This window comes from Domibacillus mangrovi, from assembly GCF_001906925.1.
GTDB lineage: Bacteria > Bacillota > Bacilli > Bacillales > Domibacillaceae > Domibacillus > Domibacillus mangrovi.
This window is the reverse complement of the sequence record NZ_MRWQ01000006.1, coordinates 213,650-236,965: the sequence shown is the minus strand read 5'-3', so window position 1 is coordinate 236,965 and position 23,316 is coordinate 213,650. Positions and strand designations below refer to the sequence as shown.

Here is a 23,316-nt window from a genome sequence, read left to right as displayed (position 1 = left end):
GAAAAAATGTGAGAGGAGCATTGTCTTGGCCTTTTTTACGCTTATATTTATTAGTTCTTCTATATTTTAGTGCCAACTCTATTTTAAATGTTATTATCCCGTTAAAAGGAGAATCATTAGGTGCTAGTAATACAACGATCGGAATTATTATGGGAGCCTATCTATTTACCACTATGTTCTTTCGCCCTTGGGCAGGTCAAATGATTCAGAAACATGGTCCGATAAAAGTGTTACGAGTTATTTTACTTCTTAATGGCTTTGCCTTAATACTCTATACATTTACGGGATTAGGAGGGTATTTTTTCGCCCGTATGCTACAAGGGGTATCGACGGCATTCTTTTCCATGGCACTACAGATAGGTATTATAGATGCTTTGCCAGAGGAAGATCGTTCTCAAGGTATTTCATTATATTCGTTATTTTCTTATGTACCTGGAATCATAGGTCCATTACTTGCTTTAGGGATTTGGCAAGCTGGTGATATGAATTATTTTACAGTTGTGATGATAGCAATTGCGGTTTTTACAGGTATGGTTGGCTATAGTGCGAAAATGGATAAAAACACTGAACAGCCTGTTACGAGTAATGCTGACCAGGGTGTCAATATGATTCAATCATTTAGCCAATTAGTAAAAAATCCGTTTTTATTTAAATGTAGCGTACTCATGTTGACTTCTTCCATGGTATTTGGAGCTACTACAGTCTTTATCCCATTATATGCTATGCAATTAGAAAGCGGTAATGCAGGAATTTATCTCATGCTTATGGCAGGAACAGTTGTCTTTTCTCGCTTTACTTTAAGAAAAAGAATTCCTTCAGACGGGAAATGGCATTCTTCTTTTATTATGGGAACTATGCTTATTCTAGCGTTAGCAGCCCAGTGTGTAAGTATTACTATAACGGGAGGACCTATCTTTTTTTATGTAGGTGCAGTATTAATGGGGATAGCTCAGGCACTTATCTATCCGACGTTAACAACATACTTGACTTTTGTTTTGCCTAAAGCAAATCGTAATGTATTACTTGGTTTATTTATTGCTTCTGCTGATTTAGGAGTTTCGCTTGGAGGCGTTATGATGGGACCGTTAGTAGATCTTTTCTCCTATTCATTTATGTATATGATTTGTGCTTTTTTAGGAGTGGCAATGATTATTTTTGGCTATGAGCGAAGAAAAATATTTGTTGGATAATAGAGAAATCTATGTATGTAGTATTAATTTTAGTGAGGAATAAGATTGTATCTATAACAAGATCCAATCTTCAACAATCGGGCCTTTATTTACTCTATATATGAGTGATTTAATTTTTCGACCTATCATACTCAATGAATACCAAGGCGCTGCAGTACCGCATCCGGCCTAGTTGCGACTTCAGCTAGAAAACATTTTAAGGCTTCTTCAATGGATGCTTTTGTTGGATGAAACTTGTTGGCAATCACTTGCTCTTTAAGCCACTTCCACAACCGTTCAATTGGATTCAGGTTAGGTGAATAAGGTGGAAGTCGAACGGTCATGAGGTGATCTTGATTCTTTTCTAAAAAGCCTTGAATGAGTTGGCTACGATGAATAGGCGAACCATCTATGACTAAAATGATAAACTTCTCTTTGTATTCTTTAAGAAGCCATTGTAAAAATTCGAGGAACTGCTCCTGTTTTCCTTTTGAAGTGATGGAGGTGACGATTTTTCCTGTTCCGACCTCTACCGTTCCAAACACGGTCACGTAAGCATGATGTCCATACGTTGGAACTTTCATTTGAACGCCAGATTGTGACCATGTGGCACGCAAGCTTTGATAGGATCGAATATGTGTTTCATCTTGATACAAAAGCACTGTCTGTTCATCTAAGGCGTTTTTTTATCCAATTCAGCTGATGAGAAAAGGCTTCCTGCTTCTTAGGATCTGCCTTTTTCAACACATAAGTTGGGCGTGTGTAGGAAAGAGAGAGACGCCAAAGCATGCGCAATACACCTGTTCTTGACAGTTGGACTCCATACGTACGTGTGATATGTTCACGAATAAGAGGGACACTCCAAGACACAGCTGTACCAAGTTCACAGTCTTCCGGAGAACGATGCAAAACCGTTTCCTTCAGCTCTTCCCGTTGTTTTTTCGTTAATGAACAAGGACGCCCATTACTACACTTTCGTTTCAAGAGACGTTCTAGTCCTCCTTCATTAAAACGTCGAACATATTCTGAAACGGATTGACGGTGCAGGTTACAGATTTCAGCTACTTCTTTCCCCCGTTTTCCTTCCATTTTAAAAGAAAAAGATTGTGATAGTAATAATTCAATACATTCATATAAAAAACGAAGATGTTGTAAAGAAAGAGAATGGTTTATTCACCCTTTGTTCATATTTCTTATACATATTTATGTTAGTTTCTATACATTAAGTTCACATCTTCTTTATATTTGATGCGTACAATAAATAGGAGGATGGGGGGAATGTATGAAAATTATGGCCCGCCGGGGAATATCAAGTCTTTACCCGGAAAACACAATGGCATCATTCCAAGCAGCCGCAGATTGCGGGGCAGATGGCATTCATTTTGATGTGCATATGACAAAAGATAGACAACTGGTCGTCATTCAGGATGAACACGTAAACAGAACGACAGATGGGGCAGGTTTAGTCGCTGATTACACAGCCGCCGGGATTCGCCAGCTACATGCTGGAAGCAGTATAAATTCCACGTTTTCAGGTGAAAAAATACCTTTTTTGGAAGAGGTGCTTGAATGGGCAAAAGAAGAAAGAATGTCTTTATCGATCGAACTGAAAAACAATATGATCGGCTACACGATGATGGAAAATACATTATTGCAAGCCTTATACAGGTTCGGTCTCGAAGACCGCGTTATTCTTTCTTCGCTCAATTTAAAAAGCATGCTCAAAATTCGCCGCCTTGACCCGTTTATCGGGACGGCTTTACTTTGTACAGGAAGGCCATCTAATGCTGTACAAACGATGAATAAACTAAAAGCAAATGAAATTCATTGTGAAACAACATTTTTATTTTCCAGCAGCGGCCGTCAAGCTGCAGACCAACATGTACCCTTGGCTGTCACGATATCAAATGATACAGGAAATAGAGAAATTTTACGTAATCTAGGCGTGGATACGATTATGACAGATTGCCCCCATCGGTGGTTTGCTCTCACCTTATAATAGGAAAAACAGTTCATTTGTGCTGTTTTTAATCATATTGCTTTTCATTACTGGAAAAAACCAGTATGATTTGAAGTATGAACACAGGAGGGGGAATTACATAATGAATAGAGTAACAGGTTTCATAGGTGCTTCAATCCTAGCAGGTGGCGTACTTGCAGGCTGTTCTGCTGATTCTGAAAATGCGGTTCCAGAAGAAAATACAGCTGAAGAGGCGGTAACACCCGTTGAAACAGAAGAAACAGAGTCAACGGTCGAGAGCGATGTAACGGATACAGATGCTGTAGAGCAAAATACAACTGAAACTGATGATGCTGTCGAAGAGGTCCCATTAGATGATGGACAAGAAAGTGTTGATAATACTACTACAACAAATGAAGAAGAACTAGCTTTGGATGCAATGGAAGGAAAGGAAGCAACGGGAACGTTTAATGGATTAGCTGATCCTCATACCGTTGAAATTGAAGTGGATGGAGTCCCAGCTGCTTATCAGGTTGATCCAGACGGGGAAACAATGGCTAAGTTTGCGAAATTAACTGAGGGTGACAGCGTGACATTCGTGTATGTTGAGAACGGAGAACAGCTCGTTATTAACGAAGTGAAATAACGAAAAAAGCGCATCTGAAAAAGATGCGCTTTTTTCGTTTAAAAGAAAGAGTAGAAGGGAATGGATATAAAAATATAATTTACGGGACTGGAGAGACAAAATATGAATACTTCAGGAATGTTAAGAGACTATTTGGCAAAAGTAATGGATCAAGAAAGTTTCTTTTTTCATGTTATTAATTGTATGGAAAAACAATTAATCGATTGGGGTAACGATACAATGCTTCTATTCGATTGGGTTAAAATGTCAAAAAACGTATCAGGGATATTTATTATTGACGGATATTCATATGTCTTTACATTTGAAAAAAAACAATTAAAAGTGCTTCAAGAACAGGCTCCTTATGCACTCGATCGACTTTTGTGGGAAGAGTTGGTTGAAAACGGATTTGTTTTAAAAGAAAGCCATTATATTGATAAAGCTTTTATATAAAATAAGCGTCAGGAATATTCCTGACGCTTATTTTTATGAACGGATTTGACCAGTGCCGCGAACAAGCGATTTGACGGTTGTGATCGCATTTAATCCCATTGGCCCCCGTGCATGGAGCTTTTGCGTACTAATGCCAATTTCTGCGCCGTACCCGAACTGTTCTCCATCTGTAAAGCGTGTTGATGCATTGTGATATAAAACAGCTGCATCAATACCTCGGAAAAATAAATTAGCGTTGTTATTATTTTCGGTAACAATCGCCTCAGAATGTTTCGTACCATACTGATTAATATGTGAAATCGCTTCACGTGTATCCTTAACTATTTTCGCTGATAACGTCATGGATAAATATTCTTGACCCCAGTCATCCTCTGATGCCAATGTTACAAAATCATATTTGTTCGCTAGTAACGCATCTCCGTGCACTTCTACATCTGCTTGCTTCAATGCATTCAGTAATTCATTTTGGTAGGGCCAGTTTTCATGAACGAGTAAACTTTCTGCTGCGTTGCATACAGATGGACGATGCGTTTTTGCATTAATCACAATATCGATCGCCATGTCTTTCTCAGCAGATTCATCAATAAAGATATGACAGTTGCCGACACCTGTTTCAAGAACGGGAACGGTTGCTTGTGTGATGACGGATTGAATGAGGCCAGCTCCGCCACGTGGAATTAACACGTCTAAATATTTATTTAACTTAAACATTTCCGAAGCTGTTTCGCGGCTCGTATCTTCTAACAGCTGCAAAGCATCCGTTGGAATAGGTGAAGCTTCGAGTGCTTCTTTCATAACCGTTACAAGGGCTTTGTTAGAGTGCAGAGCAGATGTACTTCCGCGAAGAAGAACGGCATTGCCTGCTTTTAAACAAAGAGTTGCAGCGTCAACGGTCACGTTAGGACGTGCTTCATAGACCATACCGACAACGCCTAGCGGCACACGAATGGTTTCGATTTCGAGATCATGTTCTGTTGTCCATGATTCGACTGTTTCGCCAATCGGATCCGATAGCTCTGTTAACTGACGGACAGCACCGGCAATTTGGGCAATACGTGCTTCTGTTAATTGAAGGCGGTCAAGAAGGGACTCAGTGAATCCAGCTGCGCGGCCAGACACCATATCTTGTTCATTGGCATTTAGAATATCGGCTGTTTTTTCGATTAACGCATCCGCAATCAATAATAAAGCTTCGTTTTTTTCTTCTGTTGATTTTGTGGCCATATCAAATGAAGCTTGTTTTAATAAACTTGCTTTTTGTACTAATTCGCTCATTTCATTCACTCCTATTGATCTGTTTTTAATGTTACCCAGTTATCGCGGTGAATCACTTCAGCCCGCTGATTGATAGAGTAGGCTTTCGTTTCTTTGTTTGGCAAACCTTTTACTTTTTTTAGATCAACCGATGAATAATAAACTTGTCCGCGTCCAAGAAGTTCTCCAGCTTCGTTTACGACTTCAATGACATCGAGCGCATCGAATAATCCATCGACTGCTTTTACACCAGCAGAAAGCAAACTTTTTCCACCTTTGACAACAGCGTTTTCAGCACCAGAATCAATCATAATCGAACCTTTAGGCTGAGCATGATGTGCCAGCCACTGTTTTTTTCGCTGCATATGAGGCTGTATCGGCGATCCAATATATGTACCTTCGCCTTTACCTTTTAAGATATCAAGTAATTTCTGTTCACCAGAGCCATTTCCGATAAAAACAGAGACACCAAGCGACTGTGCTTTATCGGCAGCTAGTAATTTTGACTTCATGCCGCCTGTTCCAATAGAAGAGCCACTTCCACCAGCCATTGATAACATATCTTCCGTGACAAATGGAACAAAATTAAATCGCTTCGCATTGGGGTTTGTTTTAGGATTGCTGTCATACAATCCGTCGATATCAGTTAAAATAAAAAGTCCATCTGCCTGTAAAAAGCCACTGACAAGAGCGGATAACATATCATTATCACCGTACGTTAACTCTTCAATGGATATCGAATCATTTTCATTAATAATTGGCACTGCCCCACGATTTAGGAGGCTTGTCATAGCTTGATAAAAGTTTTGGAACCGATCTTTTGAATAAAAATCGCTTTTTGTCAGCAACATTTGAGCAACCGTATAGCCTTTTGGTCCAAGGTGAGCGATATAACGCTGAATAAGTAAGCTTTGCCCGACAGCAGCCGAGGCTTGCCTTGCGGACATTGTTTTGGGCCGTGTCTTGTAACCAAGTTGTTTAAATCCTGCTGCCACTGCACCGGACGAGACAATAATGACTTCATGGCCGGCTTCTTTCATTGCTGCAATAGCAGATGTATGATCTGCTATTTTTTCATCTACAATATTTCCATCATCATCGGTTAACGAGCTACTGCCGATTTTGACAACAATTCGTTGTTTTTTCATTATGATCAGTCCTTTTCGATAAAGTGAAACTTCCATCAGTGGAGGACGAACCCTCCACTGATGGTTAGTTGAACCAATCGGGCCTTTACGGGCAGTTAATCCACACACTTATCTTCTTCGAATCCTCAAAATCTTGAAGTAGAGGTTTTACTGCCCGTTAATCTGCGATAAAAAAAGCACACCTCACCATCCAATAAAGGACGGGGTATGCTTGCCGTGGTACCACCTTTTTTGGCGCTCAAATGCGCCCGCTTTAAGTCCTTAACGCGGAGAACGGCTTATGTTTTCATAAGCAATGTACGTGCAGGGCAGGTTCAATGGTGTTTACCGCAGGAGTCTTTCAGCCGGTGGATTCCTTTTCTTATCCGGTTACATGCCATTTACTAATCCCATCATTTTTGATATCCAGTTCTTTTTTTATTATCGTATATTCTAACTATTTGTCAAGTCTATCTGGAGACACTCGGATAATATCTAAGAAATGCTTTAATACACGGGCTGTCAATCCCCAAATAATTCGGTTTTCATAAAAATAAAAGTATTCTTCCATTGACCTTATTTGCCAGTTATAATCTTTTCCGTGTGCAATTAAGTGATATGGGAAATCTTCTTCTGGTTCAGGTCGAAGTTGAATATGATGAAGAGTGGGTTCTGTCTTTAGCAAAAAGGAGAGAGGGACAGTAAAAACTTCTTCCACTTCCGCTTCATTCAATTTCATTTCTTTTAAATCAATAAGTCCTACGTAGCTGTATATAATGGTACCGAATGGCGACAGTATAAAATCAAGTGGAAACAAGACACTAATATGATCCATTGGAATGCCAAGTTCTTCATGTGTTTCGCGTATTGCAGCGTAATCGGGCCCCTTGTCACCTGGATCAATTTTGCCGCCTGGAAAACACACTTCACCAGGTTGGCTCCGCATGAAAAGAGAACGTACTTCAAACAATAGGTGGAGCTCATCACCTTTTTGAATGAGTGGCAGCAATAAAGAAAATTTAGCGAAATTTTCGCTACCTAGAATATCTGGTGTTCGGTGTTCAAAAAATGTTCTTAACCCATTAATATCCATATTAGCAACTCCAGCGCATTTATTTCTATTATAATGGAAATAGGCAAGATTGTGAAAAAAATGATTTTATAGTGTGAAAATAGACGAAAGAATTGTAAAATGAGATAAGCACATACATCAGCACTTTGCTGACGAATATTTACAATGAGGAGTCCTTGATCATGACAGAACAAATTAACGTACAATTAGCAGCGACGCAAAGAGAAAAACCAGATCAAACGAATCTTGGATTTGGCCGTATTTTTACCGATCATATGTTTATGATGGATTATACGGAAGGGAAAGGCTGGCACGACCCACGGATTGTCCCATATCAGCCAATCACACTCGCTCCTTCTGCTATGATATTCCATTATGGACAGACGGTTTTTGAAGGAATGAAAGCATACTTAACAGAAGATAAACGCGTTTTTTTATTCCGGCCTGAAAAAAATATGGAGCGGCTGAATCGCTCAAATAACCGACTTTGTATTCCGCAGATTGATGGTGAATTTGCTATTGAGGCGTTAAAGAAATTAATTGAGGTAGACCAAGAATGGATTCCGACAGCGGAAGGCACATCTTTATACATTCGTCCTTTTATTATTGCAACTGAGCCCTTTTTAGGTGTTGCCCCGGCAAAAAATTATACATTCATGATCATTATGTCACCGGTTGGCCTTTATTATAAAGAGGGGATTGCTCCGGTTAAAATTTTAGTGGAAAATGACTTTGCGCGTACAGTAAAAGGCGGAACAGGAGAAGCGAAAACAGCTGGCAACTACGCATCAAGCCTAAAAGCTCAGGAAATAGCAAGTGAAAAAGAATATTCACAAGTATTGTGGCTTGATGGGGTAGAGAAAAAGTATATTGAAGAAGTTGGCAGCATGAACGTGTTCTTTAAAATTGATGGAGAAGTTGTAACACCTGCATTGAATGGAAGTATTTTACACGGAGTGACACGGGATTCGGTTATTCAATTATTAAAACATTGGAATATACCGGTATCAGAACGCCGTCTGTCAATGGAGGAAGTTGCTGAGGCGCATCGCGACGGTAAATTGGAAGAAGCATTCGGTACGGGTACGGCTGCGGTTATTTCACCGATCGGGGAATTTTTCTGGGAAGAAGAAAAAATGGTACTGAATAATGGCAAAACAGGTGAATTATCGAAAAAACTCTATGATACGATCACGGGTATTCAATATGGGACGATTGAAGATCCGTTCAATTGGGTAATAGAAGTACCGATTGCTTCATCAAAATAATTCGTATAAGACGAACTGCTATTAAGCAGTTCGTCTATTTTTTTAAATGAGGAGCACTCTATTGGAGATAGTTTCATTAGAATTTGATCTGTCATTTTCTATCAAATATCGTTGCATTGAGATGCATGATTACTCAAATTTAGCAATTTCGATGCACGAGAGAGCGAATCTCAAGCATCATCAAAAACGTACATTTTTTAAATGGTCGTGCATTCGATCTTCTTGAATCCGTTCCAAATATAAGTTAGTAATCGATATATCGGCATGTCCAGCTAAATCTTTTACAACGGCAAGCGGCACATCTTGTTCAAGAAGCGACGTCACAAATGTGTGGCGGAACCAGTGGGGACTGACTGACGGATTGCTTCCAGCGATATTTACCGCTTCTTTCACAATTTTATAAAGCGCTGCGTAGGACAGGCGTTTTTTGTTCACGCCGGGATCGATCTTATTATATATGGAATAAAAAAGAGGTTCTGTTACATTTGGATTAATGTCTGTTGAATCATCACAAATTTTACGATATTCAAATAAAATAGATGCTGTTTCACCCATAATAGGTAAAGTCCGTTCTTTTCCGCCTTTTCCGAGTACATCCACAAGTAACTCGCCGCGGTTGTTATGGCGGAAACTTCCCCAATTTAGCTGGATTAATTCCGATGCTCGGATGCCAAGTGTCAATAATAGAAAGCCAATCAACCGGTTGCGCGCTTCAATTTGCGGCCGGTTTTTTTGTGTTTTTACTGCTTTTGAAAAGCAGTCGATAATTATTTTTGCTTCATGGGTAGATAATTCGCGCATGATCGTTCGGTTTCCGTTTGAATCTGCGACATGCCCTTTTTGAATCTGCGGTTTTTGAATCCATACAGAGAGGCGAGTCGAGTAAAAGTTTGTGTTAAAGCCAAATTCAAGAAAACGGCGAAAAAATTCGAGCTTACGGAGCGCGCTTTTCGGTTTGTATGTTTCAATCATGAAGCGGTTGAATGTTTTAACTTCCGGGAATCCAATATCACGAAAAGAAAGCGCATGAGCGGCTAGGAAAGAAAGGAGTGTCTTGGCATCACTCCGATACGCTTTAATAGTATGAGGTGAAAACGTCCGATTGTCTTTTAAAATGCCGATTGCAAAAAAATACTCCAAAAACTCTTCATCTGTGCAGTTCTCAAGCGATAAATTACGGTTCCCATCTAATAAATGCTTTCTTGACTGAAGCATTTCTAAAAACGCATCTTGCGATTGAAAAATAGACAGTTCAAACATGAAATCCCTCATTTACTGTAAATATATTATGTATAGTATAGATAATATATAGTTATCTTGACTTCTTAAGTATAGCTTTTCAGTGGAAACTAATCAAGTATATGGTAAAATAAAGTGAATCTTCCATTCGTGGTGTTGTACTGTCTTTTGTAGTCGGGTAGATGTTGTTCTTTTTTTGCCATCTTTGCTTCAATCGACTGCACAGTATATTCGCAACGATTCATCAGAAAAATGAACAGGTTTATAGATATAGTTTGAAAAATTTGTGAATGATTAAAATTACAGATAAACCGCTAGTTTAGAAGGGGGAGAGAGGTATGAGGAATAAGAAAAATTCGAAAAAAGTCGGAATTGCCATGCTAGCAGCTATGATAGGAACCGGTAGTCTCATTCTACCTATAGAAAATAAGACGAATGTACAAGCAGAGGAGTTAGCCAGTACAATTGCTCCGATGAATGCTGAACAAGTAGCAAGCACATTTATGACAGCGGTTACGAATGAGAAGTGGGAAGAGGCGTACGCCTTATTGAACGAAAATCTCAAACAACATGTTTCAAATGATATGCTGTCAATCATTTGGAAAGCAAAAACAGCTCCTTTCGGTAAAGCGGGAAAACAATTGTCCATCAAGAGGGAAACAAACAGTATTCATACAAATGTTGTGATGACGTATGAAGGATCTGTGTCCCCAATGGACGTGACGATTAATCTCGATAAAGCGGGAAATATTGATGATTTTTATATACCATTTTACTATACGCCGCCGAGTGAGTATAAGGAGCCATCATATGAAAAGAAAGAGAATTATGTAGAGCGGCAAATGGAAATTGGAGAAGGAGAATTTGCTCTTCCTGGCACATTAACATTGCCAAAAGGAGAAGGGCCTTTCCCTGCAGTCGTTCTTGTGCATGGTTCGGGACCGAATGATCAAGACGAATCCCTTTATTCTACGAAAGCTTTTCGTGATCTAGCAGTCGGTTTAGCAAATGAAGGAGTTGCTGTCCTACGCTATGAGAAAGTGACAAGAGAGCATCATATTAAAACAGCGATGAACAGGAAATTCAGCATCTATGAGGAGACAATCAATGATGCAATGAAAGCCGTCAACCTCTTGCATACGATCCCTGAAGTGAGTGATGAAGTTTATGTATTAGGTCATAGTCAAGGCGGATATGCGTTGCCGCGTATTTTGGAAACGGATCATAAGCACCAAATTGATGGAGGCATTATCGTAGCAGGACCAAGTGGCAAGTTCCAGGATGTCATGTTGTGGCAGCAGCAAGAAGCTGTGAAAAGAGCGGAAAAACAAGGGGTGCCTGCCGAACAGCTCAAAGCGTTACGAGCAAATCTTGATTTTTGGCAGCAGCAAATTGCACTTATCAACAATCCATCTTACTCAAAAGACAATATTCCGGAAGCGTTCCTTCTATCAAATGCTTATTGGTGGTACGAGCTTCGTGATTATGTCCCTTCACAGTTAGCAGTGGAACAGGAGGTTCCTCTTCTTATTATGCAGGGAGGAAAAGACTTGCAAGTACCGCCAACCTATTTGGATGAGTGGGAATCTGCTTTAAAAACGCGGAACAATGTTATTTACAAAATGTACCCGGATTTAATTCATTTGCTCGTCAATTATGAGGGAGAACCAAATTTTTCGGAGTACGCTATTCCAGCGAATGTACCTGAAATGTTTATTCAAGATACAGCAAACTGGATCAAAGGGGCAAAAAGCTCTCCATCATTTTCAGATGTAGATACAGACTTCTGGGCGTATGAAGAAATTATGTTTTCAGCCGAAAAAGGGTATTTAAATGGGTATTCTGATGGAAAGTTCCAGCCGAATAGAGCGATAACGAGAGCTCAAGCTGCTAAAATCGTAGCGAATGCTTTACAGTTCGAGAAGGATAATGTAACAGATCAGACGGTCTTTAAAGATATACAGTCAAACAATGAATTTTTGCCATACATTCGCTTTTTGAAGCAAAAAGACATTATGTCTGGCTACGAGGATGGAACCTTTAAACCAAATGAACCACTAACCCGTGCTCAAATGGCGCGCCTATTATCAACAGCTTTTCAACTAGACGGACATGCGGCTAAGCCTTTTACAGACGTGAGAAAAGATCACTGGGCTGCGCATTATATTGATACCTTAGCTGCAAATAACATTACAGTTGGAAATTCGAACGGTACATTCGGTCCTAGCCAACATGTAACTCGTGCTCAAACAGCTGCATTTTTATATCGTGCGATCAATTAACATTACTGATTTGTTGTATCAGTGAGAAATCAAAAACGCCAGAACGAAAAGGTTATGGCGTTTTCTTCTATTATGTTACTAGGTGAATGATGCAAATAACGATTTTAATTTTTAGTATACTATGGCTTTTCAAGCAAGGTCTTTCATCTATCATTTACATGCTTATAGAAGTATAATACTATTGTGAATAATTGAACTATTTTAATAAACTAGAGAGAAGAAGGACTCAGGATGCTTTTTTTCGATTGTAGTCCATAATGGATAATTATTTTATCAAACTTAGGAGGTGATCGAATGGAATTTTTATCATTTATTGGTACGGTTATTATGTTGGCGGGTATCCTTTCTTTTTTTATGAAACGGATGAGAAGACGGCCAGGTGCAAAAAGAAGTTTTTACATGATTGTTGTGGGCTTTGTCCTTGCTTTCATAGGCGGTATTTAAATTACAGCTCGACATCAAACCAAACCGAGTTTTCATGCTATTTTTATATGCGGGGGATAGCGAGAAGCAGCGAGAAGCGCAGACTAAGATCGTCACGTCCTGTGACAACGTCTGCATGATTTATATCCTGTGAACCTATCCCCCACTGAATGAAGTTTCACTTTATTTATATTGACGCTAGGGCCTTATAAAAACGGAGGTGCCGATTGGAACGGTTTTTGCCAGCTCATCAACATCTTTATTGTACATGCGGACGCAACCTTTAGATACATATTTTCCGATTGAAGATGGATCATTGGTCCCGTGTATGCCATACCCTTTTTTAGATAAACTCATCCACATCGTTCCGTAAGGCCCGCCTGGATTTGGCGCTTTATTAATAATAATAAAATCTCCAACCGGTGTTTCATGTAACATTCTCCCAACACCGATCGGATATACTTTTCTCGTCTGTCCTTGATAGAGTAAAGTGAGTGTTCTTTTTGCCAGTGAAATATGAATGGAAAAAGGTATTGTGGTGGGAGAAGGGAGGCCGGGGATACGGATGCTTTGCCCGATATAAATCATATTTGGTGTGACGCTTGGATTCGCTGCAATAAGTGATGCTAATGAAACCCGATAATCTCCAGCAATTGATGAAAGAGTTTCGCCTGCTTTAACCGTATGAATCATGTTAAAACTCTCCTTTACGCATTGATACTACATCTTATTCCTCGCCATTTCAAAATTGAACGTTAATTGTATTACTGGACATGGGTCGTGTAGATATTCCTGCTTATTTTTATTGAATCATATTTTTCTGTGCGCTATGATGGAGGAAATAATGTGCGTCAAGGAGTGGTTTGGATGAGTGGACTTAAAGCGAAAAAAATAATGTTGCTCGGTTCTGGGGAACTGGGAAAAGAAGTAGTAATAGAGGCGCAGCGTTTAGGCGTAGAAACAGTAGCAATTGACCGGTATGAAAATGCGCCGGCCATGCAAGTGGCGCATTCATCGCATGTGATCAATATGCTTGATGGCGTGGCACTACGTGAACTTGTTGAACGGGAACAACCTGATTATATTATTCCGGAAATTGAAGCGATTGCGACGGAAACGTTGATTGAGCTTGAAAAGGAAGGCTACAACGTCATACCAACCGCAAAAGCAACGAATTTGACGATGGACCGGGAAGGAATCCGCCGTCTTGCTAGGGAAACACTTGGACTGCCGACCGCAAAATATGAATTTGCGGATACGCTTGATGAATTGAAGAAAGCTGTGCAGAAGATCGGTACGCCGTGTGTCATCAAACCGATCATGAGTTCATCAGGGAAGGGACAAAGTGTTTGCCGCTCAATAGATGATGTTGAAACATCATGGAAGGAAGCAATGGAAGGCGGGCGGGCGAAAAAAACACGTGTGATCGTTGAAGAATTTATCACGTTTGAATCAGAAATTACACTTTTAACGGTCCGTTCTGTCTCTGGTACAACGTATTGTGCACCTATCGGACACATTCAGCAGGACGGCGACTATATTGAATCGTGGCAGCCGCATAACATGACGGAAGCACACATTGAAGAAGCAGAAAACGTGGCGAAAAAAATCACCGATGCACTCGGTGGATACGGGCTGTTCGGTGTGGAATTATTCATCACACAAAATGGTATTTATTTTAGCGAAGTGTCGCCACGCCCGCATGATACTGGTATGGTTACACTTGTTACACAAGACTTATCTGAGTTTGCTCTTCACATTCGTGCGATTTTAGGCTATCCAATTCCAGCGATCCGCCTTTTAAGACCAGGTGCAAGCCGTACGATTAAAGCGTGGGAAGAAAGTACAAACTATCAGTTGGATGGTGTTGAGACAAGCTTAGAAACAGTAGATACGCAAGTTCGTCTTTTCGGAAAGCCCGAAACGAAAGTCGGCCGGCGTATGGCTGTTGTATTGAACGCAGCGGACTCCGTTGAACAAGCACGTGAACGAGCAAAACAAGCCGCTTCGTACATAACCATTTCGTATAAGTAAAGAGAAAGCTGTTCCGCTTTTTTGCGGAGCAGCTTTTATCACCAGTCTGACTGCTCTTTTTCTTGAATTTCTTCCGCGATGGTCTGTAAATCATACATATTAATTATCATGATGGAATACTTATCGGACTCAAGCCGTCTGTCGGCCGCTTCTTTCAAAAATTTTGGCGAGCCATCTTTCTCTTCATCGTAAACGAGCAGAAGAGCATCTGTATGATCGAGTGAGAACTCATCGCGCGCTTTAAACTGCCAAGGGGCTATATACGGCTTTTTTGAGACCACATCAACAAAATCAGCCTGATCCATAATCATCTGATAATGCTCTTTTCGTTCCTCTTTCCAATTTTTCTCTTGTTCTAAAAAGGGCATTAACACACCTAATTTTAACTTAGGAAACTCGTTTTTTAACTCCAAGACTACTTCTGCTGCCCATAGTTCAACCCCGGGCTGACCGCCAATAATGACCCATTCCAGTCCGTCTTCTACGAGTGTGCGCAGCTGTTTTTCAATCGCTGTTTTTATAATAAAGATGCCTGGATTTTTCATATCCCAAATGCCGAGTTCGTGGCTTTTATAGCCTGAAAGTAAAATCGTTTTGATCAATGAACTCACCTCACGTTAATTATACACGCATTACATACAACAATGTTAAAATAGGAAAAAGACTATAAATGAAGGAGCTCAACATGAAAGTTTATACGATAGACGGTTTAACAAAAACGCTTGGTGAAAAAACACTGTTTAACGATATTTCTTTTTCGATTGCGGAAGGGGATAAAATTGGCGTCCTAGGTATCAATGGAACTGGAAAATCAACGTTGCTTAATATTATCGCAGGACTCGACGATTATGATAAAGGTAAAAAAGATCATCCAAATGATTATTCGATTTCGTATTTATCGCAAAATCCGCATTTTAATGAAGATTTATCCATTATGGAATTTCTTTATGCAAGTGAATCACCCGTTTTTACAGCCATCAAGGAATATGAAAAAACACTATTGCAGCTGCAAAATAACCCGGATGATACAGAATGGCAGAGAAAATTAATGAATCTTCAACAGCAAATGGACGCGTTAAATGCATGGGACACGAGCGCTGATGCTAAAACCATTTTGACAAAACTTGGTTTGCCAGACTTTTCGAAAAAGCTGGCTGAGCTTTCAGGCGGCCAGAAAAAGCGGGCAGCTCTTGCAAAAACGCTTATTGAAACTCCAGACCTGCTTATTTTGGACGAACCGACCAACCATCTCGATTATGACAGCATTAAATGGCTGCAGGAATACGTGCAAAAATACCAGAAAGCGGTCTTATTTGTGACGCATGACCGGTACTTTTTAGATGGGGTTTCAAGCGAAATATGGGAGCTTGAAAAGGGGAAGCTATTTGAATACAAAGGAAATTACAGTGATTTTCTAGAATCGAAAGCAATAAGAGAAGAAAATGAATTACTTGAACAAGGAAAAAAAGAAAGTTTATTTAAAAAAGAACTCGCATGGATGCGAAAAGGAGCAAAAGCGCGGACAACGAAACAAAAAGCCCGTATCCAGCGTTTTGAAACACTCGATGAAGACGTGAAAAATAAAACGAACCAGGATTCACTGGAAATTGAACTGAGTGGCGCGCGTCTTGGCAAAAAGGTACTTGAGCTAAAAAGTGTGGCAAAATCTTTTGACAGCCAGCCCATTCTTCGTGATTTCTCCTTCTTATTTAAACGGGGCGACCGGATTGGCATTGTCGGGCGCAACGGGTCCGGCAAGTCGACATTATTAAATATCGTCGCAGGCAGAGAGAGGATTGATTCAGGAGAGCTGGATACGGGGCAGACGGTCAAAATTGGCTACTATACGCAGGAAACCGACGATATGAATGATAATTTGCGTATGATTGAATATATTCGTGAGACAGCTGATTCCATTCAATTGAAAGACGGCAGCTACATTTCAGCTGCGCAAATGCTCGAGCGGTTTTTATTTCCGATGCATACGCACGGTACACCGATTCGGAAGTTATCTGGAGGAGAGAAACGCAGACTGTATTTGTTGAATATTTTAATGTCTGCACCGAATGTCTTACTTTTAGATGAACCGACGAATGATCTTGATACACAAACATTGACGATACTAGAAGACTATTTGGAAACCTTCCCAGGCGTTGTCATTACTGTATCCCATGACCGTTATTTTCTTGATAAAGTATGTCATCAGCTGCTCATATTTAAAGGGACTGGCGTTATCGATTACTATTACGGCAATTACTCAGACTTTTTAGAAGAAAAAGAAGAACCCGCTGAATTGGAAGTAAAAACAGCTCCGGCTCCGCAGCATCGTCCTGAACGAAAAAAGAAGATGTCGTATTCTGAGACGAGAGAATGGGAAACTATCGAGGAGGATATGGAAGCGGCGGAACAGCGTTTGACTGATATTTCATCAGAAATGGCGACTGCCGGAAGTGACTTTGAAAAACTCCGCTTGCTCATGGAAGAAGAAGCAGAGTTGAAAACAAAACTCGATCATCTGTTAGAACGGTGGGAGTACTTAGCAGAAATAGCAGAAGGCTAAATTACTTGGCACTAAAGTACGGAGATTCCTGCGAAGACCAAACTAACGCTTCGACTAAAGCATAGACCAAAAAGGCTTCCTTAAAAAAGGAAGCCTTTTTGGTCTATGCAAGATTTTCTTACCTAATAATTGTAGCACTCCAATTTCCGCCGCCACGGTCACATGTGAACTGACCGGTCACTGTTCTGCCATTAGAGCTAAGAGTTCCTCTATACGTGCAATTATTCCCATCGCTACTATTTCTCCGTTGAACACGGACATTGTTTCCCTCTATCGTAATCGTCAATACAGCGGTAATATCTCTTTGGCCAGGCTGAGTCCACCTGCCGTCAAAGACATTGCTGTTCCCCCGTCGAATCCAAACGGCTCGCCATGCACCTTCTTGTACATCCCATCTTCTTCCCAATCTGTCTTGCGGTTGGCCCCGGCGTTCAATAACAGCGCTCCAATTCCCACCGCCACGGTTACAAATATTCGTACCTGAAGCTGTTCTGCGATCACGGCCAAATGTTCCTGAGTAGTTACAATTATTTCCATCACTGCTATTTCTTCGTTCAATAAAGACGAAGTTACCTGATGTATACATGGTCAAAACGGCCGTAATATCCCTTTGTCCAGCCATTGACCATCTGCCGTCAAAAACATTGCTGTTGCCCCGTCGAGTCCAAATAGCTTGCCATCCGCCTTCCTGGACGATCCATCTTTGTCCTAAATCAAAAGGCTGCTGAGCATAGGCGATATTAGTAGGAACGGCCTCATAAAATGGAGTTTCTGGGTAGTATGGGTTTCCATAGTAATACGAATACCAATTGTTATACATATGCATTCTCCTCCGATAGAATATAATCTAAAAAAAGACTTCGAATCATCATATGTAAAAAACAAAAATGGGTACATTTTTGATGAAAAATGAATGCAGAAAAGTAGCCATTCTATATAAAATCATATAGAATGGCTAGCTGGAGTTTTTATAAAAAAAGAATTATTTGTTTGCGATCGAAGAAATAGTTTCATATTCAGATTTTTTTGCAACACTCGTACTCGTCGTGATCGGATGTTCCTCTTTTTCTTTTTTTTGAATGGATTGGTTAAGTAAGCCTTGAATCCCTAAGATAAAGGCTAGTTCCACTTTTGGACTAAGTTTTCCTCCTGATTCAATAAGATCATTTAATTCTTCCAACTTGTCCAACATAATATCGCTAATAAATTTAAGATCTTCTTTCAAATACATCAGCTCTCCTTCACACGCAAATTATGTTTGATCTATAATCATCAAGTATATGCAACAATTATCAAGTATATGCAACAAATTGAACATATAAACCTCAAAAAAAGGATGATTGCTGTTGTGAAGTAAATGAACGGAAAAAGTTACCGATATTCGCTTCCTCCACCCCAAAGTTCCCGCCCGCCTGTATGACCAGTGTTTTGATGAGCCTCGTGATCTACTAATTGAAGGACACCCGGCTGTTCGTTATGATGCCAAACATACCCTTCAGGAGTTACACCATTCGCAAGACCTTGTACGTCGTAATAGGATAAACCTAGCTCTCTTGCTAGACTTGGATTTTCTTGGATGGACTCGTATAACGTTTCGTTTGCGATGTTAAATTGAGTGTAATCACTCTCTAAATACATTTCTTCAGCAAGAACAGCACTAAATTTTGATTCAAATACAGGAAAAGCACCTGTTTGTAAATCTCCGTTAGGCAATTCAATTGTCTTTTGTTCAAAAGGAATCTCTGTCTCTGCGTGTTCTACTCCATTTAGATGATCATTTCTCGTGTCTATTTCTTCCGCTTGTATCATATCAGCACCGTCTACAACATCAATAATACCTACTGCAAAAGTTGTTACTGCTGCAACCTTCCCAAGATTCTTTACCCCTTGGAGAACTTTTTCTTTATCTTTATTTTTCAAACCACTTACTGTTATTCCAGCACTCTTCACCGTATAGTTAATACTTGAACCGATCCCTTTTATTGTACGGCCAGTTGAATCTTTTATATCATCCCATCCTTGGCGTTTAAGGGATTCATCTTTTTTAACTGCACCATAGGCACCTCGTACTGCTCCATCTGTAAATTGAGTGACAGAATCAACAGCACCTTTTGAAGCTTCGATAACACTATTACCTACATCCTCAATATATTGCCCGAAATCTTCATGTTTGGTGGAGACTGCTTTACTTATAATCTTTACACCACCTTTAGCTGTTCCTCCCACAACTGAATTTACAACTTTACCGAATCCTCGAAAAACGACCATGATGACCTCTCCATTCTACGCCTTATTTATAATAGGATAATTGTACCATGCATGTTATACAAAGGAGTGCAGTTGTTCTCACTAAAATTAATTGACAGAATGTAAGTAGGAGGTTTGTGAAAAAGAACCTATGCCTGTTTATAAGTGACGTTCTTTTAAGCACTTCTAGTATTATAGAATGAATACTTTTGCTAAAATAGCGTTATGAAAGCGAATTCAAATAGGGGGAACGAAAATGAAAGCATTAGTCATTGAAGAACCATATAAAGCAATCGTGAAAGAAGTGCCTTATCCATCACCATCGTTTGGGGAAGTAACGATTAAAGTAAAACACACAGGGATTTGCGGTACAGATATTCATATTTTTAAAGGCGAGTTTGTGTCACCCTATCCCATTATTCCAGGGCACGAGTTTTCCGGCGTTATTCATGAGGTTGGCGAGGGAGTGACAGGATTTGTCAAAGGAGAAAGAGTCACGGCAGACCCTTCTTTATTTTGTGGAGAATGTGAATTTTGTTTAACTCATCGAGGCAACCAATGTGAAAATTGGGGTGCTCTCGGAAACACCACTGATGGGAGTATGGCGGAATATGTAAAAGTCCCTGCACGAAACGTTGTGAAAATTCCTGATTCCCTTTCTTTTGAAGAAGCTGCATTCATCGAACCGATGGCATGTGTTGTTCATGCGATGAACCGCCTTGATTTACAAGTAGGAGACCGGGTTCTATTATTTGGAGCTGGAGCAATGGGCCAGCAGCTTGTTCAATCTTTAAAAATGGCTGGTGCATCTGAACTTGTCGTTGTCGATATTGATCAAGCGAAACTCAATATGGCGCTGGAGTGGGGGGCTACGAAAGGCGTACTAAGTCAAGAAACTCAAAAACATCTGAATAAGGATACATATCCGAATGGATTTGATGTTGTCGTAGATGCCACAGGAATTCCCGCAGTGATTGAAACGGCATTTGGCTATCTTGGAAAGGCGGCGAAATATTTACAATTCGGTGTCACACCTCAAGATGCAAAAGTAACCTTGGATCCATTTAAATTATATAATCATGATTGGACCATTTTAGGTTCTATGGCCATTAATTATACATTCCTGCCTGCTTACCACTGGGTGAAAGAAGGAAGAATTCAACTTGGTCATCTCATTTCCGATCAGTTGTCTCTGGAGGAAGCGATTGATTTCTTAAAAGGTCCGCGCAGCAGCAGTCAATTTAAAGTACAAGTGCAAATCGACAAATAAACATTTGCCCCGTTCAGATCAAATCTTTAAGGCAGGAGGCAGAACGTTTTGTTCTGCTTCTTTTCGTTAATCCCTATTGAAAGCAATACATTTTCATGGGGGGAAGACAGTGAAAACATCATTATGAAGTGATATAGTTGTAGAGCCTATGGCTTTAGCTAGTAGTGGGAGCCTCAATAAGGAAAACTTTAAAAAATAAAACCGGGGCTAGGATTCGCCTAAGCAACCGGTTTTATTTTTTATTAGACAAGTAATTCCTATTGGCACAGATAACTATTATTAGTGCATGCTTTCCTCCACTTGTCGGCAAACTTCATTAGCGGACAAGCCGCTTGCCTCAATGACAGGGGCTAGTGTTGAGATATCTTGTATCCCCATTACGTTTGAATCCATCCCCGTTACAACACAAGCAGAACAATTTTTTGCATCCTCGGCTGACTTTAAATCAACCACATCATAGCCTTTTTCTCGAAGAGCCTCGGTAACATTTGTTAATGACTGTTCCACAGCAATTTTTTTCGTCATTCATTATCCCTCCTCATGTTAATCCCACATTAACTTCCATCAGCGGATCAGAACTTCTCGCTAATGGAAGTTTCACCTTATAGATTGTCTTTTTGATCTTTTTTTATACTGCATTTTTCAGAGAATAAAAATCGAAACTAATTGAGACTATAAAAGGGGAGGTGATAAAATGGGAAAACGAAAAAAAGATCCGTCAAAGGCAGAATTAGGTTCACCAGAAGTCAAAGGACAAGGAACAACGAATATAGAGACTGATGGAAAAACAGTATCTTCAGATCGACATAAAAAGAAGAAGTAGAATGTATGATCATTAGTGATCAAAAAAAGCGTTTTTGATTAAGACAGTAGGGGTTAATTTCTTGAATAATGTAAAAAATCTTTTCCATAAAAAAGCAGGAAGGGAGAAGGTGAGTCCTTCCTGCGATATGAAGACTTTGTCCACAATCGGCTCCTTTCTACAAGAACGGGGTTTTTTAAGCTGGATAATAAATCATCATACTTAATCGAGTTAATGTATCCCCTGAATTATAATAGTTATGGGGTCTGTCAGCATTGAATCTGATAGAATCGCCACTTTTCACTGTATATTCAATGTTATTTATACTGACAATTAATTCCCCATCAAAAACAGTTAAAAATTCCTCCGTTCCTTTTCCATGCGAATCCGCACTTAGAAACCCGCCTTTTTCGATCTCGACACCATACACTTCAAAGCGTCTATCATCTTGAAAAGGGAAATAGGGATAAACTCGATACTTTCCGTTATCCTCATATAATGGTTGAACTTCTCTTTTTAAAATAACTGTGGTATCTGGTTGCGGAGTATTGATTAAAGAAGTAAAAGAGATCTTTAAGCCATTTGCAATTTTCCAGATCGTTGTAATAGTAGGACTCGATTGGCCTCTTTCAATTTGACCAATCATTGTTTTACTTACTCCAGTCAGCTCTGCGACTCTCTCAAGGCTTAACTTTTTATCTACTCTCAAGGCTTTTAAGTTTTTCGCAATGATCATATTTATTTCCTCCATAAATACACCCCCCATTTACAATATAACGTCTATTTTGTACAATAAAAAGTAAAACGTTATAATGTTCATTTTGGTCATTATAACATAATTTGAAAAAGGGGGCCAATATGCCTTTATTGTCGTTTTTGCTATATGTTTTTGTTACTAGTTTTACTCCAGGTCCTAATAATATTATGGCCATGTCATTTGCTAATAAATACGGATTTAAAAAGACACTTAGGTTTTGTTTAGGAGTAGGTGCAGGCTTCTTTGTCATCATGTTATTATCTAGTTATTTTAATCTTTTGCTTAAAAATTACATTCCCAAAATTGAATTTATTATGACGATCTTAGCCGCAATCTATATGCTGTATTTGGCTATAAAAATAATGGGGAGTAAAAATAATGGTAAAGACGATGATGAGGATAAAAATAACGGTTTTTTTACAGGTATGCTTTTACAATTCGTAAATCCAAAAGGTATTTTATATGGCATAACAGCAATATCAACCTTTATCCTGCCATATCATACTTCAAATTTCAGCTTACTAGGATATTCATTATTTCTCGCTTTTGTTGGTTTTCTTAGTACTATGTGTTGGAGTGTGTTTGGTTCACTGTTTCAAAGGTTTCTAACAAAGTATAGTAGTCCGTTTAATATTATTATGGCTTTGTTATTAGTGTATAGTGCCGTATCGATTCTTGTAGAATAAAACAGGTATCTTGTTCAACTAAAGGGCAGGTTAGATACACAAGACTATCGACTTTTTTAAGATTTGAATTTGCTTAGCGTACAAAAAT

Annotated in this window: 25 protein-coding genes; 12 read left to right on the top strand and 13 right to left on the bottom strand. The window is 39.6% G+C overall.

Going from position 1 to position 23,316, the window contains the following annotated elements:
- Positions 1–8 precede the first annotated feature (8 nt).
- A complete protein-coding gene (gene cntE, locus BLL40_RS08415; RefSeq protein WP_073711472.1) occupies positions 9–1,190 on the top strand; it encodes a staphylopine family metallophore export MFS transporter CntE in 1,182 nt (393 codons plus the stop codon).
- A gap of 131 nt (positions 1,191–1,321) precedes the next feature.
- Here cntE and BLL40_RS08410 read toward each other — a convergent pair whose 3' ends face one another.
- Positions 1,322–1,831 carry an IS630 family transposase gene (locus BLL40_RS08410; protein ID WP_073711471.1) on the bottom strand — a complete coding sequence of 170 codons (510 nt, stop codon included), beginning with the start codon at positions 1,829–1,831 and terminating at the stop codon, positions 1,322–1,324.
- Between the two features lie 7 nt (positions 1,832–1,838).
- Positions 1,839–2,258, bottom strand: coding sequence for a winged helix-turn-helix domain-containing protein (locus BLL40_RS08405; protein WP_083566419.1), 420 nt, complete (start codon positions 2,256–2,258; stop codon positions 1,839–1,841).
- A gap of 193 nt (positions 2,259–2,451) precedes the next feature.
- On the opposite strand from BLL40_RS08405, the gene BLL40_RS08400 reads away from it, so the two are divergent.
- The 3 genes from BLL40_RS08400 (at position 2,452) to BLL40_RS08390 (ending at position 4,207) form a co-directional block, all read left to right on the top strand.
- Positions 2,452–3,168 (top strand): glycerophosphodiester phosphodiesterase family protein, encoded by a 717-nt coding sequence (locus BLL40_RS08400; protein WP_073711470.1) that lies wholly within the window; start codon positions 2,452–2,454, stop codon positions 3,166–3,168.
- Positions 3,169–3,271: 103 nt separating this feature from the next.
- On the top strand, positions 3,272–3,775 hold the full coding sequence (locus tag BLL40_RS08395; protein WP_073711469.1) for a hypothetical protein: 504 nt from the start codon (positions 3,272–3,274) through the stop codon (positions 3,773–3,775).
- A gap of 102 nt (positions 3,776–3,877) precedes the next feature.
- A complete protein-coding gene (locus BLL40_RS08390) occupies positions 3,878–4,207 on the top strand; it encodes a hypothetical protein (RefSeq protein ID WP_073711468.1) in 330 nt (109 codons plus the stop codon).
- Positions 4,208–4,240: 33 nt separating this feature from the next.
- Here BLL40_RS08390 and BLL40_RS08385 read toward each other — a convergent pair whose 3' ends face one another.
- The 3 genes from BLL40_RS08385 to BLL40_RS08375 all read right to left on the bottom strand — a co-directional run bounded on the left by BLL40_RS08385 (position 4,241) and on the right by BLL40_RS08375 (position 7,681).
- Positions 4,241–5,482, bottom strand: a complete 1,242-nt coding sequence (locus tag BLL40_RS08385; protein ID WP_073711467.1) for a glutamate-5-semialdehyde dehydrogenase — start codon at positions 5,480–5,482, stop codon at positions 4,241–4,243.
- Between the two features lie 11 nt (positions 5,483–5,493).
- Positions 5,494–6,609 carry a glutamate 5-kinase gene (gene proB, locus BLL40_RS08380; protein WP_073711666.1) on the bottom strand — a complete coding sequence of 372 codons (1,116 nt, stop codon included), beginning with the start codon at positions 6,607–6,609 and terminating at the stop codon, positions 5,494–5,496.
- 436 nt (positions 6,610–7,045) lie between these two features.
- Entirely contained in the window at positions 7,046–7,681 is a 636-nt protein-coding gene (locus BLL40_RS08375) for an NUDIX hydrolase (RefSeq protein ID WP_073711466.1), read from the bottom strand.
- 161 nt (positions 7,682–7,842) lie between these two features.
- On the opposite strand from BLL40_RS08375, the gene BLL40_RS08370 reads away from it, so the two are divergent.
- A complete protein-coding gene (locus tag BLL40_RS08370) occupies positions 7,843–8,928 on the top strand; it encodes a branched-chain amino acid aminotransferase (RefSeq protein ID WP_095532835.1) in 1,086 nt (361 codons plus the stop codon).
- A gap of 180 nt (positions 8,929–9,108) precedes the next feature.
- Here the strand turns inward: BLL40_RS08370 and BLL40_RS08365 are convergent, their stop codons facing one another.
- Positions 9,109–10,188, bottom strand: a complete 1,080-nt coding sequence (locus BLL40_RS08365; protein ID WP_073711465.1) for a tyrosine-type recombinase/integrase — start codon at positions 10,186–10,188, stop codon at positions 9,109–9,111.
- A 317-nt stretch (positions 10,189–10,505) separates the two neighbouring features.
- Between BLL40_RS08365 and BLL40_RS08360 the strand changes: the two genes are divergently transcribed.
- The gene (locus tag BLL40_RS08360; protein WP_073711464.1) at positions 10,506–12,449 is read left to right on the top strand and encodes an S-layer homology domain-containing protein; all 1,944 of its coding nucleotides are present in this window, start codon (positions 10,506–10,508) and stop codon (positions 12,447–12,449) included.
- A 294-nt stretch (positions 12,450–12,743) separates the two neighbouring features.
- Positions 12,744–12,893: a hypothetical protein gene (locus tag BLL40_RS17395; RefSeq protein ID WP_159434211.1), complete on the top strand. Its 150-nt coding sequence runs from the start codon at positions 12,744–12,746 to the stop codon at positions 12,891–12,893.
- 177 nt (positions 12,894–13,070) lie between these two features.
- On the opposite strand, the gene BLL40_RS08355 is transcribed toward BLL40_RS17395, so the two are convergent.
- Complete coding sequence (locus tag BLL40_RS08355; RefSeq protein ID WP_073711463.1) at positions 13,071–13,565, bottom strand: L,D-transpeptidase family protein; 495 nt, start codon at positions 13,563–13,565, stop codon at positions 13,071–13,073.
- A gap of 174 nt (positions 13,566–13,739) precedes the next feature.
- Here BLL40_RS08355 and purT point away from each other — a divergent pair, with 174 nt between their 5' ends.
- Positions 13,740–14,906, top strand: a complete 1,167-nt coding sequence (purT, locus tag BLL40_RS08350; RefSeq protein ID WP_073711462.1) for a formate-dependent phosphoribosylglycinamide formyltransferase — start codon at positions 13,740–13,742, stop codon at positions 14,904–14,906.
- Positions 14,907–14,944: 38 nt separating this feature from the next.
- Here the strand turns inward: purT and BLL40_RS08345 are convergent, their stop codons facing one another.
- Positions 14,945–15,508: an SLOG family protein gene (locus BLL40_RS08345; protein ID WP_073711461.1), complete on the bottom strand. Its 564-nt coding sequence runs from the start codon at positions 15,506–15,508 to the stop codon at positions 14,945–14,947.
- A gap of 83 nt (positions 15,509–15,591) precedes the next feature.
- Between BLL40_RS08345 and BLL40_RS08340 the strand changes: the two genes are divergently transcribed.
- Entirely contained in the window at positions 15,592–17,466 is a 1,875-nt protein-coding gene (locus tag BLL40_RS08340; protein ID WP_073711460.1) for an ABC-F family ATP-binding cassette domain-containing protein, read from the top strand.
- 118 nt (positions 17,467–17,584) lie between these two features.
- Here BLL40_RS08340 and BLL40_RS08335 read toward each other — a convergent pair whose 3' ends face one another.
- The 3 genes from BLL40_RS08335 to BLL40_RS08325 form a co-directional block, all read right to left on the bottom strand.
- Positions 17,585–18,286, bottom strand: a complete 702-nt coding sequence (locus BLL40_RS08335) for a hypothetical protein (RefSeq protein WP_245797921.1) — start codon at positions 18,284–18,286, stop codon at positions 17,585–17,587.
- A gap of 162 nt (positions 18,287–18,448) precedes the next feature.
- Entirely contained in the window at positions 18,449–18,697 is a 249-nt protein-coding gene (locus BLL40_RS08330; RefSeq protein WP_073711458.1) for a hypothetical protein, read from the bottom strand.
- Positions 18,698–18,837: 140 nt separating this feature from the next.
- Positions 18,838–19,734 (bottom strand): HNH endonuclease, encoded by an 897-nt coding sequence (locus BLL40_RS08325; RefSeq protein ID WP_073711457.1) that lies wholly within the window; start codon positions 19,732–19,734, stop codon positions 18,838–18,840.
- 235 nt (positions 19,735–19,969) lie between these two features.
- Here BLL40_RS08325 and BLL40_RS08320 point away from each other — a divergent pair, with 235 nt between their 5' ends.
- Complete coding sequence (locus BLL40_RS08320) at positions 19,970–20,983, top strand: zinc-dependent alcohol dehydrogenase family protein (RefSeq protein ID WP_073711456.1); 1,014 nt, start codon at positions 19,970–19,972, stop codon at positions 20,981–20,983.
- 279 nt (positions 20,984–21,262) lie between these two features.
- Here the strand turns inward: BLL40_RS08320 and BLL40_RS08315 are convergent, their stop codons facing one another.
- Positions 21,263–21,508 carry a YkuS family protein gene (locus BLL40_RS08315; RefSeq protein WP_073711455.1) on the bottom strand — a complete coding sequence of 82 codons (246 nt, stop codon included), beginning with the start codon at positions 21,506–21,508 and terminating at the stop codon, positions 21,263–21,265.
- Between the two features lie 169 nt (positions 21,509–21,677).
- Between BLL40_RS08315 and BLL40_RS08310 the strand changes: the two genes are divergently transcribed.
- Positions 21,678–21,806 (top strand): YuzL family protein, encoded by a 129-nt coding sequence (locus BLL40_RS08310; protein ID WP_073711454.1) that lies wholly within the window; start codon positions 21,678–21,680, stop codon positions 21,804–21,806.
- 175 nt (positions 21,807–21,981) lie between these two features.
- Here the strand turns inward: BLL40_RS08310 and BLL40_RS08305 are convergent, their stop codons facing one another.
- Positions 21,982–22,536 carry a helix-turn-helix domain-containing protein gene (locus BLL40_RS08305; protein ID WP_073711453.1) on the bottom strand — a complete coding sequence of 185 codons (555 nt, stop codon included), beginning with the start codon at positions 22,534–22,536 and terminating at the stop codon, positions 21,982–21,984.
- Positions 22,537–22,643: 107 nt separating this feature from the next.
- On the opposite strand from BLL40_RS08305, the gene BLL40_RS08300 reads away from it, so the two are divergent.
- Positions 22,644–23,228 carry a LysE family transporter gene (locus BLL40_RS08300; protein ID WP_073711452.1) on the top strand — a complete coding sequence of 195 codons (585 nt, stop codon included), beginning with the start codon at positions 22,644–22,646 and terminating at the stop codon, positions 23,226–23,228.
- The last annotated feature ends 88 nt before the right edge of the window (positions 23,229–23,316 follow it).